This window comes from Salegentibacter haimaensis, from assembly GCF_054121495.1.
The window spans coordinates 210,025-227,793 of sequence record NZ_JBSYGH010000001.1; the positions used below are offsets into that span (position 1 = coordinate 210,025).

Annotated in this window: 11 protein-coding genes; 9 read left to right on the top strand and 2 right to left on the bottom strand. The window is 41.2% G+C overall.

Annotated elements, in window-relative coordinates; translation table 11 throughout:
* Positions 1–142: 142 nt before the first annotated feature.
* Positions 143–2,173 (top strand): cation:proton antiporter, encoded by a 2,031-nt coding sequence (locus ACW6QP_RS01060; protein WP_457908979.1) that lies wholly within the window; start codon positions 143–145, stop codon positions 2,171–2,173.
* Positions 2,174–2,204: 31 nt separating this feature from the next.
* Here the strand turns inward: ACW6QP_RS01060 and ACW6QP_RS01065 are convergent, their stop codons facing one another.
* Both ACW6QP_RS01065 and lepA read right to left on the bottom strand, forming a co-directional pair.
* The gene (locus ACW6QP_RS01065) at positions 2,205–2,960 is read right to left on the bottom strand and encodes a YebC/PmpR family DNA-binding transcriptional regulator (protein ID WP_457908980.1); all 756 of its coding nucleotides are present in this window, start codon (positions 2,958–2,960) and stop codon (positions 2,205–2,207) included.
* A gap of 115 nt (positions 2,961–3,075) precedes the next feature.
* Positions 3,076–4,872: a translation elongation factor 4 gene (gene lepA, locus ACW6QP_RS01070; RefSeq protein ID WP_457908981.1), complete on the bottom strand. Its 1,797-nt coding sequence runs from the start codon at positions 4,870–4,872 to the stop codon at positions 3,076–3,078.
* A gap of 348 nt (positions 4,873–5,220) precedes the next feature.
* On the opposite strand from lepA, the gene ACW6QP_RS01075 reads away from it, so the two are divergent.
* From ACW6QP_RS01075 to ACW6QP_RS01110, 8 genes are all read left to right on the top strand, one after another.
* On the top strand, positions 5,221–6,486 hold the full coding sequence (locus ACW6QP_RS01075; RefSeq protein ID WP_457908982.1) for a sugar MFS transporter: 1,266 nt from the start codon (positions 5,221–5,223) through the stop codon (positions 6,484–6,486).
* A gap of 12 nt (positions 6,487–6,498) precedes the next feature.
* Positions 6,499–8,064, top strand: a complete 1,566-nt coding sequence (locus ACW6QP_RS01080; protein ID WP_457908983.1) for a beta-N-acetylhexosaminidase — start codon at positions 6,499–6,501, stop codon at positions 8,062–8,064.
* Between the two features lie 30 nt (positions 8,065–8,094).
* Positions 8,095–8,919 (top strand): N-acetylmuramic acid 6-phosphate etherase, encoded by an 825-nt coding sequence (gene murQ, locus ACW6QP_RS01085; protein ID WP_457908984.1) that lies wholly within the window; start codon positions 8,095–8,097, stop codon positions 8,917–8,919.
* A 258-nt stretch (positions 8,920–9,177) separates the two neighbouring features.
* A complete protein-coding gene (locus tag ACW6QP_RS01090; protein WP_457908985.1) occupies positions 9,178–12,150 on the top strand; it encodes a SusC/RagA family TonB-linked outer membrane protein in 2,973 nt (990 codons plus the stop codon).
* A gap of 20 nt (positions 12,151–12,170) precedes the next feature.
* Complete coding sequence (locus ACW6QP_RS01095) at positions 12,171–13,505, top strand: hypothetical protein (RefSeq protein ID WP_457908986.1); 1,335 nt, start codon at positions 12,171–12,173, stop codon at positions 13,503–13,505.
* Positions 13,506–13,625: 120 nt separating this feature from the next.
* Positions 13,626–15,224, top strand: coding sequence for a family 10 glycosylhydrolase (locus tag ACW6QP_RS01100; RefSeq protein ID WP_457908987.1), 1,599 nt, complete (start codon positions 13,626–13,628; stop codon positions 15,222–15,224).
* Positions 15,225–15,230: 6 nt separating this feature from the next.
* Positions 15,231–16,679 carry a sodium:solute symporter gene (locus ACW6QP_RS01105; protein WP_457908988.1) on the top strand — a complete coding sequence of 483 codons (1,449 nt, stop codon included), beginning with the start codon at positions 15,231–15,233 and terminating at the stop codon, positions 16,677–16,679.
* Between the two features lie 23 nt (positions 16,680–16,702).
* Positions 16,703–17,719 carry a dipeptide epimerase gene (locus ACW6QP_RS01110; protein ID WP_457909412.1) on the top strand — a complete coding sequence of 339 codons (1,017 nt, stop codon included), beginning with the start codon at positions 16,703–16,705 and terminating at the stop codon, positions 17,717–17,719.
* Positions 17,720–17,769 lie beyond the last annotated feature (50 nt).

The window sequence follows — 17,769 nt, forward strand, 5'->3', positions numbered from 1 at the left end:
CGAATGTTAGGGAATCTATAAAAGCGAAGGGGGAAATGGTGGGATGCTACTATTTTCCTATTTTTACTAAGCTTTCCTCAGCTAAATTATGCGAGATATTAAGGGGGAAGTTTTAAACTATACCCGGCCAATAGACTGAACTATGAATGAATTTCTCGAAATTTTACAACACGAATTTGAATTGCCTTTTTCAAATCCTGTTCTGGTTTTTGCCCTTATTCTTTTAATTATTCTTATTTCCCCAATTCTCTTCAGGAGATTGAACATTCCCGGTATTATCGTATTAATCATAAGCGGAATTATCATCGGGCCCTATGGTGCCGGTCTTTTGGAACAAAATGCCGCTATAGACCTATTCTCCAAGATCGGGTTGTTGTATATCATGTTTATCGCGGGTCTGGAACTGGATATGAATCAATTCAAAATCAATAGAAATAAAAGTTTGCTTTTTGGATTTTTCACCTTCATCTTGCCGCTGGCTATCGGTTTTCCGGTTTGTTATTATTTACTGAATTACGATTTCAACGCCAGCTTTCTCACCGCCAGTATGTTTGCTACCCATACGCTGATTTCCTATCCTATTGTAAGCAAGATGGGGGTCTCTAAAAATGAAGCCGTGGCCATTACCGTTGGAGGCACCATTTTAACCGATACTGCTGTACTTATAATTCTTGCGGTAATTCTCGGAAATGCCCAGGAAGGTGGCCTGAGTATGGATTTTTGGATTCGCCTGGTGATCTCCCTCAGTATTTTTGTGGCTATCATGTTCTTTCTGGTTCCGCGAATCGCAAAATGGTTTTTTACAAGACTCGAAAAAGAAAAACATTCCCATTATATTTTCGTGCTTGCCGTGGTTTTCCTGGCCGCCTTTCTGGCTGAATTGGCCGGGGTAGAAGACATTATTGGAGCCTTCCTGGCGGGATTGGGCCTTAACCGTCTTATTCCTCATTCTTCAGCCCTTATGAACCGAATTGAATTTATGGGAAATTCATTGTTCATCCCATTTTTCCTTATAAGCGTGGGAATGTTGGTAGATATAAGCGTAATTCTAACGGGCTGGATGGCTATAGCCGTGGCATTAACCCTTTCTATAGTTGCAATTTCAGGGAAATGGCTGGCTGCATTTTTCACACAACTGGCTTTTAAATACACTGCAGCCCAGCGAAAAGTAATTTTTGGCTTAAGCTCGGGGCACGCCGCTGCCACCCTGGCCGTGATCATTGTGGGTTATAATGCTGAAATTATAGATATCAATATTCTTAACGGAACTATTATTCTTATTCTAATCACCTCGATTGTGGCCACATTTGCTACTGAAAAGGCAACCGCCAAAATGCTGGCTGAAAAAAAGGATATCAATCCTGAAGAGATCAAGCAAACTGAGACCTACAAGATGGAAACCATCCTGTTACCTCTGGCCAATATGGTGAATTTCGATAAGTTGGTAGAGTTTGCCATTTTAATCAAGGATAAAGCTTCGCTAAATCCGGTTTCGATTCTTTCAGTAGTACCAAACGATGAACAGGCCGAATTGAATATAGCACAGGCCAAAAACAAACTCGACGGATTTGTATCACAGGCTTCGGCTTCAGAAACCGATGTGGATATTACCGCTACCATAGACCAGGATGTGGCGCAGGGAATCTCCCGCAAATCCCGTGAATTGATCGCCGATCTCATCATTATGGGATGGCCTACCAGTTCGGGAGATGAAGTTGTAATCGGGGAGAAGATGCAAAGCATAATAGATCAAACCAAAAAAACTGTTTTTCTATGTGACGTGCGCAAACCCTGGGCTACTAACGAAAAATTAATTGTAACGGCTCCTGTTGGTTTTGAAGAAATGCCGGGATTTGAACTATGGCTTAAAAAAGTGATCAAAATGGCCGAAGAATTGAGCATTCCCATTGTGATGTACTGTTCAGAAAAAACCCAACAAAGCATAGAGTCCAAAACCGAAGAATTGAATCTTAGAGCGCCTTTTGAATTTAAAAAATTCAACAACTGGGATGATTTTCTTGTTATCGCCAGAGATTTGGGGTCTGAAGATATCATTATGCTGGTTAGTGCCAGAAGGGGAACTCCGGCTTACCGGGAGATACTGGAAAGTATTCCCTATAAAATGGAAAAATACTTTGAAGAAAACACCAGGATTATTGTGTACCCGCAATAATTGAAGCCGAAAAATTTGAATAGGAAAAGGCCTATTCTTCCACAGCGTCCATTAATTCATCGGTGATTTCGAGGTTGTGATACACATTTTGCACATCTTCATCATCCTCAAATTTATCGGCCAGCTCAAGTATTTTCTTTGCATCTGCTACAGGAAGTTCCAATCGGTTCATTGGGATTCTTTGAACTTCTGAAGATTTTGCTTCAATATTGAGATTTTCAAGTTTTGAAGACATAAGTCCGAAATTGGTAAATTCAGTATAAACCGTGATAAAATCTTCCTCTTTTTCGATTGTGGTGGCTCCGCCTTCGATGAGTTCCAATTCAAATTCTTCCAGGTTCATGGCGATTTTCTCGCGTTCAATTACAAAGACCCCTTTTTTATCAAAAAGAAATTCAAGAGAACCATTAGTTCCCAGGTTTCCGCCATTTTTCGAAAAAATGGAACGCACCGAGGCTACAGTTCTGTTGGTATTATCGGTGGTACACTCAACGAAAAAAGCGATGCCATTTGGGCCATAGCCCTCGAAGCTTACCAATTCATAATTATCGGCATCGGCGCCGCTGGCTTTCTTTATTGCGCGCTCGATGGTGTCTTTGGGCATATTCACTCCCTTGGCGTTGGAAATAGCGTTTCGCAACGCCGGATTGGCCTCGGGATCTGGCCCGCCACCTTCTTTTACAGCCACACTAATTTCCTTGATCGCCCGGGTAAATTGTTTAGCGCGTTTTTTATCCTGTGCGCCCTTTCTATGCTTGATATTCGCCCATTTGCTATGTCCCGCCATTATATTTAGTCTTTAGTCTGAAGTTGGTGGACTAACAAAATTAAAAAACTTCATAAAAATAAAAAGGCCTCGAAATTCCAGCGAGGCCTTAGTAAAAAATATAAAAATTTAGAATCTAATCATTCAACTTCAGCACTGCCATAAAGGCTTCCTGTGGAATTTCTACATTTCCAACCTGTCGCATTCGTTTTTTACCCTTTTTCTGCTTTTCAAGAAGTTTTCTCTTCCGAGAAATATCTCCTCCATAACATTTGGCGGTAACGTCTTTACGCAGGGCTTTTACGGTTTCCCGGGCAATAATTTTAGACCCTATAGCCGCCTGAATAGGAATATCGAATTGTTGTCTTGGAATTAGTTCCTTCAGCTTTTCACACATTTTCTTACCTATATCGTAGGCATTATCTACGTGAAGCAGGGCAGAGAGGGCGTCTACCACATTTCCGTTAAGAAGCACATCTACCTTTACCAGTTTAGATTGTCGCATTCCGATAGGGGAGTAATCGAAAGAAGCATAGCCCCGGGATACGGTTTTTAGCCGGTCGTAGAAATCAAAAACAATTTCGGCCAGAGGCATATCAAACGATAGTTCCACGCGTTCGGTGGTAAGATAAGTTTGGTTGGTGATTTCCCCTCTTTTTTCGATACAAAGGCTCATCACATTCCCAACATAATCGGCCTTGGTAATGATGGTCGCCTTTATAAATGGTTCTTCAACACGATTTAAGGAAGAAGGCTCCGGCAGGTCTGAAGGATTATTTACCAGGATAAGATCATCGGGGTTCTTATTGGTATAGGCGTGGTAAGACACGTTGGGAACGGTGGTGATCACAGTCATATTAAATTCTCGCTCCAGCCGCTCCTGAATGATCTCCAGGTGAAGCATTCCTAAAAATCCGCAACGAAATCCAAAGCCAAGCGCTGCAGAACTCTCGGGGGTAAAAACAAGAGAGGCATCGTTAAGCTGAAGCTTTTCCATCGAACTGCGCAGTTCTTCGTAATCTTCGGTATCTACAGGGTAAATTCCGGCGAATACCATAGGTTTTACATCCTCGAAACCGGCAACAGCCTCGGTGGTTGGATTTTTTGCATCGGTAATGGTATCACCCACTTTTACCTCGCGGGCATCTTTAATTCCGGTGATGAGGTAACCTACATCCCCGGTTTTTATTTCCTGTTTGGGTTGCTGTTTTAGCCTTAAAGTACCTACTTCATCGGCAAAGTAATTTTTTCCGGTAGCTACAAACTTGATATTCTGACCTTTTTTAATACTTCCGTTAATTACCCTGAAATAGGTTTCAACCCCACGAAACGGGTTATAAACCGAATCGAAAATCAGCGCTCTTAGCGGTGCATCTACTTTTCCGCTGGGAGCCGGGATACGGGTGATAATGGCTTCAAGAATTTCTTCAATTCCCACTCCTGTTTTTGCACTGGCAGGGATCACATCGGCAGGATCACACCCCAAAAGATCTACGATATCATCGGTTACTTCTTCGGGGTTTGCGCTGGGGAGATCTACCTTATTCAAGACCGGAATGATCTCCAGGTCATTTTCCAGGGCTAAATACAGGTTAGAAATGGTTTGTGCCTGTATACTTTGCGCCGCATCTACCACCAGCAAAGCTCCTTCACAGGCAGCGATAGAGCGCGAAACCTCATAAGAGAAATCCACGTGGCCGGGAGTATCGATTAAATTAAGCACATATTTTTCACCTTTATACACATAATCCATTTGAATGGCGTGACTTTTAATCGTGATGCCACGTTCGCGTTCCAGGTCCATACTGTCCAGCAGTTGTTCCTGTTTTTCACGATCGGTCACCGAGCCGGTAGAATCTAAAAGTCGGTCGGCAAGGGTACTTTTTCCGTGATCTATGTGTGCGATGATGCAAAAGTTGCGTATATGCTTCATATTCTAATCTATACTGAAAAGAAGGCAATTCACCTTCAAAATTAAAGTGTACAAATATAGGGTATTTTAAAGAAGGCTTCGAATCCTTTTAATCCCGAAATGCGTAAATTTTCGCAAGCTTTAAGCTCTCAATTGCTTTTTAAAATTCTGCTGAGACTTTTTTTGCGCCGGATTTTCTTTAAGGCCAAAAATTTTTAAAAGCTATTCTGTTTTTATAAAAATTTAGAATAAGTAGCCGGGTTTTTAAAAAAGTTTCTTTTTTTTGTAGGAAGCATTTTTATTATAGGTTTGTTAGGAAATCCTAAGGTTTTGTTTAACAGTAATAAACCTTACAACATTCTTTGAATTATGGCAGCACAAGCTCAGGCATCTAATAGCAGCACCAATAAGTCGATCATCATAATTGGAGCGCTTTTCTTCATTTTCGGTTTTGTAACCTGGTTAAACTCCCTATTAATACCTTATCTCGAGATTGCCTGTGAATTAACAAAATTCCAATCCTTCTTTGTCACTTTTGCCTTTTATATAGCCTATGTGGTGATGGCGCCAATTTCTACCAAGACTCTAAATTGGTTAGGATTCAAAAAAGGTATGTCTGTAGCGCTCATAGTTATGGCTGTGGGAGCCCTGTTATTTATTCCGGCTGCCATTATGCGTACCTATTTTCTTTTTCTTGCCGGCCTGTTTATTATGGGTAGCGGCCTGGCAATTTTACAAACCGCTTCGAATCCTTACGTAACCATAGTTGGGCCGGCTGAAAGTGCAGCAAAGCGCATTAGTATAATGGGGATTTGCAACAAATTAGCAGGTGGAATTGCCCCGATCCTTATCGGATTTTTCCTGCAGCTGGATAAGGCCGATGAATTGCAGGCAAAAATTTCTACCCTTAGCGCAGCCGAACGAATTGAAGAATTAGATGCAATGGCCCTGAGAGTAATTCCGCCTTATATAGGAATTATCATCGTGTTGCTATTGCTGGCCTTATGGGTTTTTAAATCGAGCTTACCAGAAATAGATACCGATGAAGAAGATGAAGACCTCAGCCTTCAAAATGCAGGGAAGAAGAGCGTTTTAGATTTTCCGCATGTGATTTTGGGCGTAATAGCGCTATTTTTATACGTTGGAGTAGAGGTAATAGCCGCCGACAGTATTATTAGTTATGGGATGGAACAGGGAGTTTCACTGAGTATTGCAAAATACTTCGCCACTGGAACTATGGTCGCTATGGTGATAGGATATTTAATAGGAATTGTGAGTATACCCAGGTTGGTAACTCAGGAAAATGCCTTAAAAATTTCAGCAGTAACAGGAATTCTGTTTTCTGTAATTGCCATCTTTACTTCAGGTTATGTCTCCCTGGCATTTATAGCCCTTTTAGGATTAGCTAACTCATTAATGTGGCCTGCCATCTGGCCTTTAGCTCTGGCCAATGTAGGTAGGTTTACAAAGGCTGCTTCTTCCTTATTGGTTATGGGAATAGCCGGAGGGGCTATCATTCCGTTAGCCTATGGAGCTCTTGCAGAAAACTGGAATGCCCAGGATGCATATTGGGTACTTATTCCCTGTTATTTATTCATCCTTTTCTTTGCAGTAAAAGGTCACAAAATCAAATAAAATTTTAAGCTTATGAAGTTCGTTTCTTATTTACTTCTGCTCTCATTTTTTCTGAATTTCCAGGCGATAAATGCCCAGGAAGAAAATTCAGCAATAAACCATATCATCCCGGCACCTTCTAAAATCGAATGGAAAAACGGGAAATTTCGTCTCCCAGAGCGAACCACGCTTTGCTACGGAGAGGGTGCCCGCACCGCCGCAAACTGGCTGAAGAAATTACTTGACAATACCCAGGCGCAGGCTTACCCAATGCGCGGGGGCGAATGCAACGGATTCAACCTTGAGATCAATCCCGATTTGGAAGGAGAGCTGGGCCGGGAAGGCTATAAGCTCGATGTTTCAAAAAATGCCGTATTGATGGAAGCTGCTTCTGAAGTCGGATTATTCTATGCCGTGCAAACCTTTAGACAAATGCTTCCGGCGGGAATCGAAAAAGGAAAAATTTCCGAAGAAATCGAATTAAAACAGGTAAGCATTACCGATGTTCCGCGTTTCGAATGGCGTGGATCTATGCTCGATATTTCCAGAAGTTTCTTTGGAGTAGAGTACATTAAAAAGCATATCGACAGGATGGCTCTTTATAAGCTCAATCGCCTGCACCTGCATTTAACCGACGACCAGGGTTGGAGAATAGAGATAAAGCAATTGCCTGAACTAACGAATAAAGGAAGTATGGGCGCTGTAAAAGGTGGCCAATCTGGATTTTTAACCCAGGCGCAGTATAAGGAAATCCAGGATTATGCCCTGGCGAGAAACATTATGATAATTCCTGAAATCGATATGCCAGGCCATATTTATTCAGCCTTAATGGCCTATCCCGAGCTTAATTGCGATGAATTTGCCAATCTCGAACCAAGAATGGCCACCCCTCCCGCGCTTTTCCATGAGTATAAAGTGGGCTGGAGCAAACTCTGTCTTGAAAAACCCGAGATCTATGAATTTGTAGCAACCGTCCTGGGCGAAATGGCAGAGATTACCGAGGGGCCTTATTTGCATATTGGTGGCGATGAAATCAAAGATAAACGCTATAAAGAATTCGTAGTGAAAGCCGATTCTATAGTGCGTGGTCTTGGAAAGACGACAATTGGCTGGGAAGAGGTGACTCAGGCCAAAGTAGATGAAAGTTTAATCAGTCAGCGCTGGAACGGGAAGACCAAATCTGAAGTAAGTGTTAGACAGATAGAGTCTATTTGTTCAGCCTTTTATTTTGATCATGCCAATATTCCCGGACAGGAGTTTACCAATAATTGGTGTAAGAAATCTGGTGTTTCCTTAAAGAATGTGTATTCGGTTAAAATAAATAATAAAAATGTGATCGGGGTAGAGGCCCCGGTTTGGACTGAAAAAGTACTGAGCAATGAAGCTGCCGACGACAGGTTCTGGCCTCGCAGCATAGCGATGGCCGAGGTGGGTTGGAGCCTCCAGGAAAACCGAAATTATGATGATTTTTTAAACAGGCTGGGCTCGCACGGGCAACGCCTGGAAAATATGAAAGTGAATTTTTTCAGAAGTCCTGAAGTGGAATGGAATAATGAAAGCGGGGCAGGAGTATTTTCAGATTTTATGCCTGCTCAATAGTCGATAAAAAATTTAAAAAGAAAAGGAAAAATGCAGCAAAAGAATCCCGATACCGAAAAGTCCTCTATTTATAATGATTTAGAGAAGATGAGCACCCAGGAGTTGCTCAGCAACATCAATAAAGAAGACAAAAGCGTTCCCGATGCTATTGAAAAACAACTCTCTGCCATTGAAAAGCTGGTACAGGTAATCGTTCCCAAAATGCAGGAAGGGGGCCGTCTTTTTTATATAGGCGCCGGAACTAGCGGTAGGCTGGGGGTTTTAGATGCTTCGGAATGTCCTCCCACCTATGGCGTAAGCGATGATATGGTAATAGGTCTTATTGCCGGGGGCGATATTGCCCTTAGAAAAGCCGTTGAAAACGCTGAAGATGATACCGAACAAGCCTGGAAAGACCTTCAGGAATATCAAATTTCAAATCAGGATGTGTTGGTGGGAATAGCCGCTTCAGGCACCACCCCATACGTAATTGGCGGAATCGAAACCGCCCGCAAAAATGGAATAGCCACCGGCTGTATCACCTGCAGTTCCGGGAGTCCGCTAGCCGCAGCCAGTGAATATCCCATAGAGGTAATCACAGGCCCCGAATTTGTTACCGGAAGCACCCGAATGAAGGCCGGTACCGCACAAAAACTCGTGCTCAATATGATATCTACCAGCGTTATGATCAAACTTGGGCGCGTTAAAGGCAACAAAATGGTAGATATGCAACTTTCCAATAAAAAACTGGTAGGTCGCGGTACCCGAATGATCATGGAAGAACTTGGGGTAGATGAAAAAACGGCTTCAGAATTGTTAAAAAATTATGGCAGTGTTCGGGCCGGAGTGCAAGCCTATCGGGAAAAACTTAAATAAAAATTTTATTTAAGTCAGGTATTTATTTAAAAAAAATCTTTAAAATTTCATCATTTTAATTATTACCATATATTTAACGTTTAGAAATCTATATATTTTTAAGCGGATATAGGTATTTCTACTAACAGCTAACAGATTTATTAAAACAAATTTTACATTATGGAAAAACGATTGCGTAAGCCTTTATTACTATTGCCGTGCTTCTCTTCAACTTACATAGATGCACAAAATTTTAAAGAACCTTTTAAATTATAAGCAATGGAAAAAAATAATAAATTAGGATATAAATATTACCATATTGGATTAATATTCACTTTATTTTTTATAGGGAATATAAATGTATTTGGACAAACAACACAATATAGCTTTCAGGGAACTGTTGTTGATAAATCGACTAATTTACCTTTGTCTGGTGTAGCTGTTTTCCTTCAAAACACGAACAGAGGTGCATCTACAGATTTTGATGGAAATTATACTTTCACCGCGAATTTAGAGCCAGGAAATTACACAATCGTAGTAGATTATATTGGTTTTAAAACCCAGCGTAAAAGCATAGAGTTGGGAACTGATAGTATGATTACGACTAATTTTGAATTAACAGAAGACTTACTAAATTTAGATGAAGTTGTAATCACAGGAAACGTTATTGGTACCAATAAAAGGGCCTTAGCAATTAACCTATCTTCTGTAGATGCCGATAATCTTACCAATAATGCTTCAGTTCAGGTAGATCAGGCTCTTCAGGGGAAAATAACCGGAGCTTTGGTGACGCAAAATTCAGGTGATCCTGCAGGTGGTATCTCGGTTCTTTTACGTGGCGCTAGCAGTCTAGGAGGCAACCAACCGTTATATATTTTAGACGGAGTAATTTTAAATAATTCAAGCAATGAGTTGGTAGATATTGGAGGTAATTCTCAAAATAGATTAGCCGATTTAAATCCTGAAGATATTGCTAAAATAGAAGTAATAAAGGGTGCTGCTGCCTCAGCTATATATGGTTCAAGGGCCAATAACGGGGTTGTTCAAATCTTTACCAAAAAGGGAAAAAGTGGAGAGACCGTATTTAATTTTAATACTACAGTAAGAGCCAGCAGTCTAAGAAAGGAAATTGAGTATAATACTGCACCACTGGCCTGGGAAGATCCGTTTGATAGAAATAATTTAAATACAGTACCGGTTCAAAGATATAATCTTCAGGATGAAATTTTTGAAACCGGTATAGGGATAGAAAATTTTCTTTCTATGAGTGGAGGAGACGAGGATACCCAATATTATATATCGGCGGCTCAAACCAATAATGAAGGAATTGTAAAGAATACAAATTTTAACAGGATTAATTTTAAAACCAATGTTGTTCAACAGGCTTTTGATTGGCTAAAGGTGACCGGTGATTTTAATTATTCCAGAAGTGTTAGCGAAGATGTGCCAAATGGGGGTATTAATGCAGCTTATGGTGCGATTACAGGGTTTTTATTTAGCGATAATTCAATTAATCCTGCTCCCAACGAATCTGGGGTGTACCCGGTTACTTCACTTCTTGTTCCCAGAACGAATCCGGCTGAAGCAGTAAACAGGTTTGATTTTGGTAATAAAACAAATCGATTTATTACCAGTTTTAAATTGGATGCAGATATCACTGAAAATTTAACCGCATCCTACGTTTTTGGATTAGATTATTATAACCAATCTGCAACTGCCTTTTTACCCGTAAATAATACTTCCTCAATCGGGGATGGTTTTGCTCGTCGTTCTGACAGAAATAATTTTCAATATAACAGTGATTTAAATTTAAGTTATGCTGTAGATCTCACGGAGGATATTGAGTCGACTACCATAGTAGGTGGAACTTATCAATTTCAGGAGATAGAAACAATTTCCATTCAGGCTACTGGTTTACCACCTGTGATAGAAACGGCTACTTCAGGTGGGATCTTAGAACAGGGTGAAAGCAGAATTCCTTTTACTTTATGGGGTGGTTTTGTACAACAAACTTTTGGATTTAAGAATAAACTTTATATAAATGGTGCGTTAAGAACAGATGGGTCTTCAGTTTTTGCTGAAGATCAACGTAATCAATTATATGCTAAGGGAGGCTTTTCTTATATAATTTCTGAAGAAGATTTTTGGCAAGATGTTTTAGGTGATACTTTTAATACCTTAAAGTTACGTGCAGCCTGGGGTCAATCGGGAGGACTTAGCGCGCTACCAGCATTTAGTCGATTTACCAATTTCACCCCAGGGGCAATCAATGGACAAAATAGTTTAATCTTAGGTTCGCAGCTTGGTAATATAGATGCATCTCCGGAGCGCCAATCTGAAACTGAAATAGGTTTTGACGCTGGGTTGTTTAATGGAAGAGTAGGAATTGAATTTACTTATTATCAGCAAAAAGTTTCTGACCTTCTTCTAAATAGAGAGTTAGCCCCTTCAGCAGGTTTTGCTTCCAGATTTGAAAGTGTTGGAACTTTGGAAAATACGGGTGTGGAAATTATGCTTAGAGCAAACCCAATTAGAACAGATGATTTTAATTGGAACATTTCCACAACATATACCAGTAATGAAAATGAAATAACGAATGTAGCAGGTCAACAATTTGCCTTGGCCGGAAGTTTTTCTACTAACTACGTAATTGAAGGTGAATCTTTAGGTGTTTTCAGAGGTTCATTTTATGCCAGAGATGAAAACGGAACGATTCTTTTAGATGATGCTGGTTATCCGTTTCGAGGTACTAATGAAGATGGATCTACAGCTAAAGTAATTGGAGATCCCAATCCAGATTGGTATGGATCTCTTATTAATGAATTCAGTTATAAAAATTTTAATTTTAGAATTCAATTTGATGCAGTACAGGGCTTCGATGTCTTTAACTGGAATAGAAGGCTTTTAGATAATGTTATTTTTGGTGGAGGTTCTAACGTAGGTGAAGAATTACGTGGAAACAGACCAAAGGCATATGGAGGGGCCCAGGCGGGAATTTTTGAAGAATATGTGGAAGATGGTTCTTTTGTCAAATTAAGGGAGGTCTCCTTATCTTATTCTATTAAAGATCCTATTCAATACATTGACAATGTAAGATTTAGTCTAGTTGGAAGAAATTTGATTTCCTGGGATAATTATAGTGGATGGGACCCCGAAGTAAACACAGGTGGACAGGGAAATGTTAGAGGATTTGATTTTGGAGCCGTACCCATTCCAAGAACCTATCAGTTCGGGATAAGCGTAAGTTTCTAACCAATAAAATATTAGAAAAAATGAAAAAATATAGATATTTAAAATTAGGTTTTATTTGCTTTCTTTCTTTACTCAATGGATCATGTGAAACAGATTTTAGTAATCCAAATCAAGCTACAGATGAACAAACCTACTCTTCTAGAGAAGGAATTTTGGCTGCTTCAATTGGAATGCAACAATTATATTCAACCAGTGCATTGCGTTGGAATATAGAAACTCCGGCAATAACTACAAGAGAAGCTGCAATCACAACTACCTTTCAAAACATGATTGAACTAGAGGATGGCGGAAGTGTCTTGCCAAATTTTAATGCTAATATAAATGGACTTTGGAGTACGAATCTAAGGATAATGAAAATTTCCGAAGAACTGCAGAATAATATTCCGGCATTGGAACTCGCCCCAGGCACTCAAAGTGGTCTTTTAGCATTCGCCAAACTTTTTAAGGCGATGACAATAGGTAATTTAGCTCAAAATTTCGAGCAAGTGATTGTAGAAACTGAACAAAATAACAATGCCGAATTTGTGAGTAGACAGGAAGGTTATGAATTTGCCATATCCCAATTAGAGGAAGCCTTATCTTTAATAAATGCGAATCCTGTGTCAGATGAATTCACCAATGAAATTACTGTAGGAAATATTGATCTTTCTAATTCTATTCAGGCCATGATTGCCAGATATAGCTTGTTCGCAGGAAATTATGAAAAAGCGATTACTGCTGCAAATAGTGTAGATCAAAGTTCAGTTTCTTTGTTTTACTATGACGCAATAAATCTTAACCCTATATGGTCTAGGGTTTATTTAAATAATACTCCTAATTTCAAACCAAGAGATAATTTTGGCCTTCCACAAGAGTTTGATTTTAGTGAAGAAGATGGACGGTTTGATTTTTATCTAATTCCATTAGAGGAAACTAATCAAAATGGTCTACCTATTGAAGATCTAGCAGGATTTTTTGATGAGAATACAGAGCCAATTCCTCTTTATATTCCAGATGAAATGAATTTAATCATAGCCGAAGCAAATCTGAGGAAAAGTGATCCCGACATCGCAACTGCAATTAATGCTTTAGATCGCGTAAGAACCGATACTAATGATCCTCTTGGCATCAACGCAAATCTGGCTCCATATACTGGCAGTAATGAAATCAGCGACCTTTTTAGGGAAATATATAAAAATAGAAGAGCAGAGCTGTTTTTAACAGGATTAAGTTTGGAAGATAGCAGACGTTTTAATCGTCCCGAGCCGAGTTTAAGCGCCGGAAATTATGATGAAGAACGTAATAGAAATTTTTATCCCTATCCTGAAAGAGAACGGAATAGTAATCCAAATACTCCCGCAGATCCAGAAATATAGGATTTTTAGGATAATTGAAATTAATGGGCCTACTTCTAGAATCGAGGTAGGCCCATTTTCATATTTAAATTATTTTCTAATTATTTTTAGCTACAACAAAATCCTCATTAAGAGTTCCGCATGAAACAACTAATCATAATTCTTGGATTCGCCAGTTTTCTCTTTAGCTCCTGCAAATCCACCCAACCCGCGCCCGAAATGCCTGCGCCAGAGGTAGCCAAAACCGATACGATTCCCGCGCCTCCTGAACCTCCGGTGGTAGAAGAAAAGGAACAAATCGCCGGCATTACTCCCTGGAACGCAAAAACACCTTTAAATATTGAAGAATTTCGCGCAGCCTGGGTAGCTACCGTAGCCAATATCAACTGGCCCAGCAAACCGGGACTTTCTACAGCTCAGCAACAAAAAGAAGCCCTCGAGCTGCTCGATTATCTCGAAAAACACAATTTTAATGCGGTTATTTTCCAGGTGCGTCCGCAGGCCGATGCGTTATACCAAAGCGAGCTCGAACCCTGGTCTTATTATCTTACCGGAAAGCAGGGCAAAGCGCCAGAGCCCTTTTACGACCCGCTTCAATATTGGATTGAAGAGGCACATAAACGCGGCCTCGAATTGCACGTATGGCTTAATCCTTACCGCGCCCATCATACCGCCGGGAAAGAAATCAGTGAAAATTCAGTAATAAAAACCAATCCCGAACTCGTAGTGAAACTCGAAAACGGAATGTGGTGGATGGACCCCGCCCAGAAAGGCACCCAGGATCGCTCTGCCGCCGTGGTGATGGACCTGGTGAAACGATATGACCTGGACGGAATTCATTTCGACGATTATTTCTATCCATACGATTCCTATAACAACGGCAAAGATTTCCCCGACGATAACAGCTGGAGAGCTTACCAGGCTGCCGGCGGCGAAATGTCCCGGGGAGACTGGAGACGTGATGCGGTAAATACCTTTATCAAGCGTATTTACGAAGAGATCAAAGCCGAAAAACCCGAAGTCAAATTCGGCCTTAGCCCTTTCGGAATCTGGAGACCTGGTTATCCACAGTCGGTTACAGGTTACGATCAATATGATAAACTCTATGCCGATGCCAAACTTTGGCTTAACGAGGGCTGGATAGATTATTACACCCCTCAATTGTACTGGAAAATTGCCCAGCCCGGGCAAAGTTTCCCTGAATTGTTAGGCTGGTGGCAAAGCGAAAATACCTTGCAAAGACACCTGTGGCCGGGAATGAATGTAGGCTTAGGCGGTGACGAAAAAAATATCACCGAAGTGATCAATCAAATAATGATCACCCGGGGAATGCTTCCGCAAAGCAAAGGTGCTGTGCACTGGAGTATTGGGCCACTTTTAAAACACAAAGAACTTTCTGAAGCGATCAAAGAAGGGCCGTACCGCAAAAAATCTCTTGTGCCGCCAAGTCCCTGGCTCGATAATGAACCGCCTGCCAAACCGGTGGTTTCAGCTAAAATTGAGAATGACAGAGTGAATATTTCCTGGGATCATTCAGATTTTGAAGACGTCTTTCGCTGGGTGGTATATTTTAAATACGAAACCGGAACCTGGGATTATAAAATTCTATCCGCTAATGCGCGCCAGCAATACCTGCAAAAAGAAGTGGGAGATAAGAAGCGAAAACTCCAAAAAGTCGGCATTACTGCAGTAGACCGCAGCGGCAATCAAAGTGAATTTTTTGAAATACAAATAAATTAATAGCCTATGACCCCCCTACTGGTTTTTGGCGTAATTGCCGCGTATTTTATTTTATTGATGGCCATAAGCCAATTTACGTCCCGGCAGGCCGATAATAATACCTTTTTCACGGCTAACCGACAGTCACCCTGGTTTTTGGTGGCTTACGGGATGGTGGGTGCCTCGCTCTCGGGTGTTACCTTTATTTCGGTGCCGGGAGAAGTGGGAAATACCGCCTGGACCTATTTGCAGTTTGTGATGGGAAATATGCTGGGTTATGCCGTGATTGCCCTGGTGCTTATTCCGCTGTTTTATAAACTAAGGTTGATCTCAATTTATGAATACCTTAAAGACCGCTTTGGGCAAAACTCCTATTATGCCGGGGCTTCCTTCTTTTTGATCTCGCAAACTATTGGAGCTTCCTTCAGGCTTTTTCTGGCCGCCCTGGTATTGCAAATCGCGTTTTTTGATGCTTTCGGCATCCCTTTTTGGGTAACGGTGCTTATCACGATTTCCCTTATTTGGGTATATACTTTCCGTGGCGGAATTAAAACCATCGTATGGACCGATACTTTGCAAACCACCTTTTTGCTCCTGGCGGTACTCATAAGTATTTATATGATCGTAGACCATATGGAACTAAACACAACTCAGGTATTTTCTGTAATTGCTGAAAGCGAATTATCAAATATTTTCGATTGGGACTGGCGTTCGAATACGGCTTTTTATAAGAGTTTCCTGGCCGGGATGTTTATCACCATTGCAATGAATGGCCTGGACCAGAATGTGATGCAGAAGAATCTTACCTGTAAGAACCAGGGAGAGGCTAAAAAAAATATTTTCTGGTTTTCTATCGTATTTTTCCTTTCCACCCTGCTTTTTCTGGCCCTGGGCGTACTTTTGTACAAATACGCCGCCGACCAGGGAATTGCAGTTCCTGAAAGAAGCGACGATCTATACCCGTTATTGGCGCTTAATCACTTCGGAATTCTCGCCGGGATCGTGTTTTTGCTCGGGATCGTGGCTGCAGCTTTTTCCAGCGCCGATTCAGCATTAACTGCGCTAACCACTTCATTTTGTGTGGATATACTCGATATTCAGAAAAAAGAAAAAGATCAGAAAAAAACGAGATTGCTGGTGCACATTGGTTTCACCGTGTTAATGTTTTTGGTGATCGTCGCCTTTAATGCGGTCAACGACAGCAGTGTGGTGAGCGCGGTTTTTAAAGTTGCCGGCTTCACTTATGGACCTCTGCTCGGGCTGTTTGCCTATGGCCTGATCACAAAAAATCCGGTGAAAGATAAGTGGGTGCCATTAGTGTGCATTTTATCGCCGATCATTTCGGTGATTCTCGATTTTAATTCGGAAGCCTGGTTCGATGGCTATAAATTCGGATTTGAAATTCTGCTGGTAAATGCCGCGATAACTATGGCCGGGCTTCGTATTTTATATCTAAGAAGACCGGGTTATCTTTAGGCTATTGATTAAATTTGAAGATGATGCAGCTTAAATTCTATACTTACAATCTCGAACTAAAAAACACCTTTACCATAAGTCACGGGTCCCGGGATTTTCAGCCTACCCTTATCGTTGCTTTAAGCGATAAAGGTTTTACAGGCTACGGGGAAGCTGCGGCTACTTCGTATTATGGAGTAACTACCCAGGGAATGCAAAAAGCGATCGAAGCTATAGCTCCGGTTATTTCAGAAAATATCGACACAACTCCTGAAGAACTTTGGGAAATCACCAATCCGCATTTAAAGGAAAATCCTTTTGCGCAATGCGCTCTTGATCTGGCGATGCACGACCTACACGGCAAACGAAACGGCAAACCACTGTACGAAATGTGGGGTTTAAGCCTGGAGAATATTCCGCTTACCAATTATACCATAGGGATTGATTCGGTCGAAAAAATGGTGCAGAAGATCAAAGAATTTCCCTGGCCTCTGTATAAGATCAAATTGGGTACTGAAGATGATGTGGCTATAGTTCGTGAGTTAAGAAAGCATACCAAGGCAGTTTTTCGCCTGGACGCCAATGCGGCCTGGACGGCAGAGCAGGCGATTGAAAATGCCAAAGCCCTAAAAGATCTAAATGTTGAATTTCTCGAACAACCTTTAAAGGCCAATGACTGGGAGGGAATGAAATTGCTGAAAAAAGAAAGCGTTCTTCCGCTAATAGCCGACGAGAGTTGTATTCTGGAGAGTGACGTGCAAAAATGTGCGGGATATTTCGACGGAATTAATATTAAACTCACCAAATGCGGCGGCCTCACCCCCGGGAAGCGAATGATTCTCGAAGGCCGAAGCCTCGGCCTTAAGGTGATGGTAGGCTGTATGACCGAATCTGCCGTGGGAATTTCGGCTATTGCACAGTTATTGCCGCTGTTGGATTATGTAGATATGGACGGTGGTTTATTGATTAAAAATGATATCGCCGATGGGGTAAAGGTATATGATGAAAAAGTGCATTTCCCCGAAAGAAACGGCACCGGGGTGGAGCTTTATGAGAAGTAATTAAAAGACCTGCAAGGTCTTCAGAAAGCCACTTAAGATTCGACCTGCAA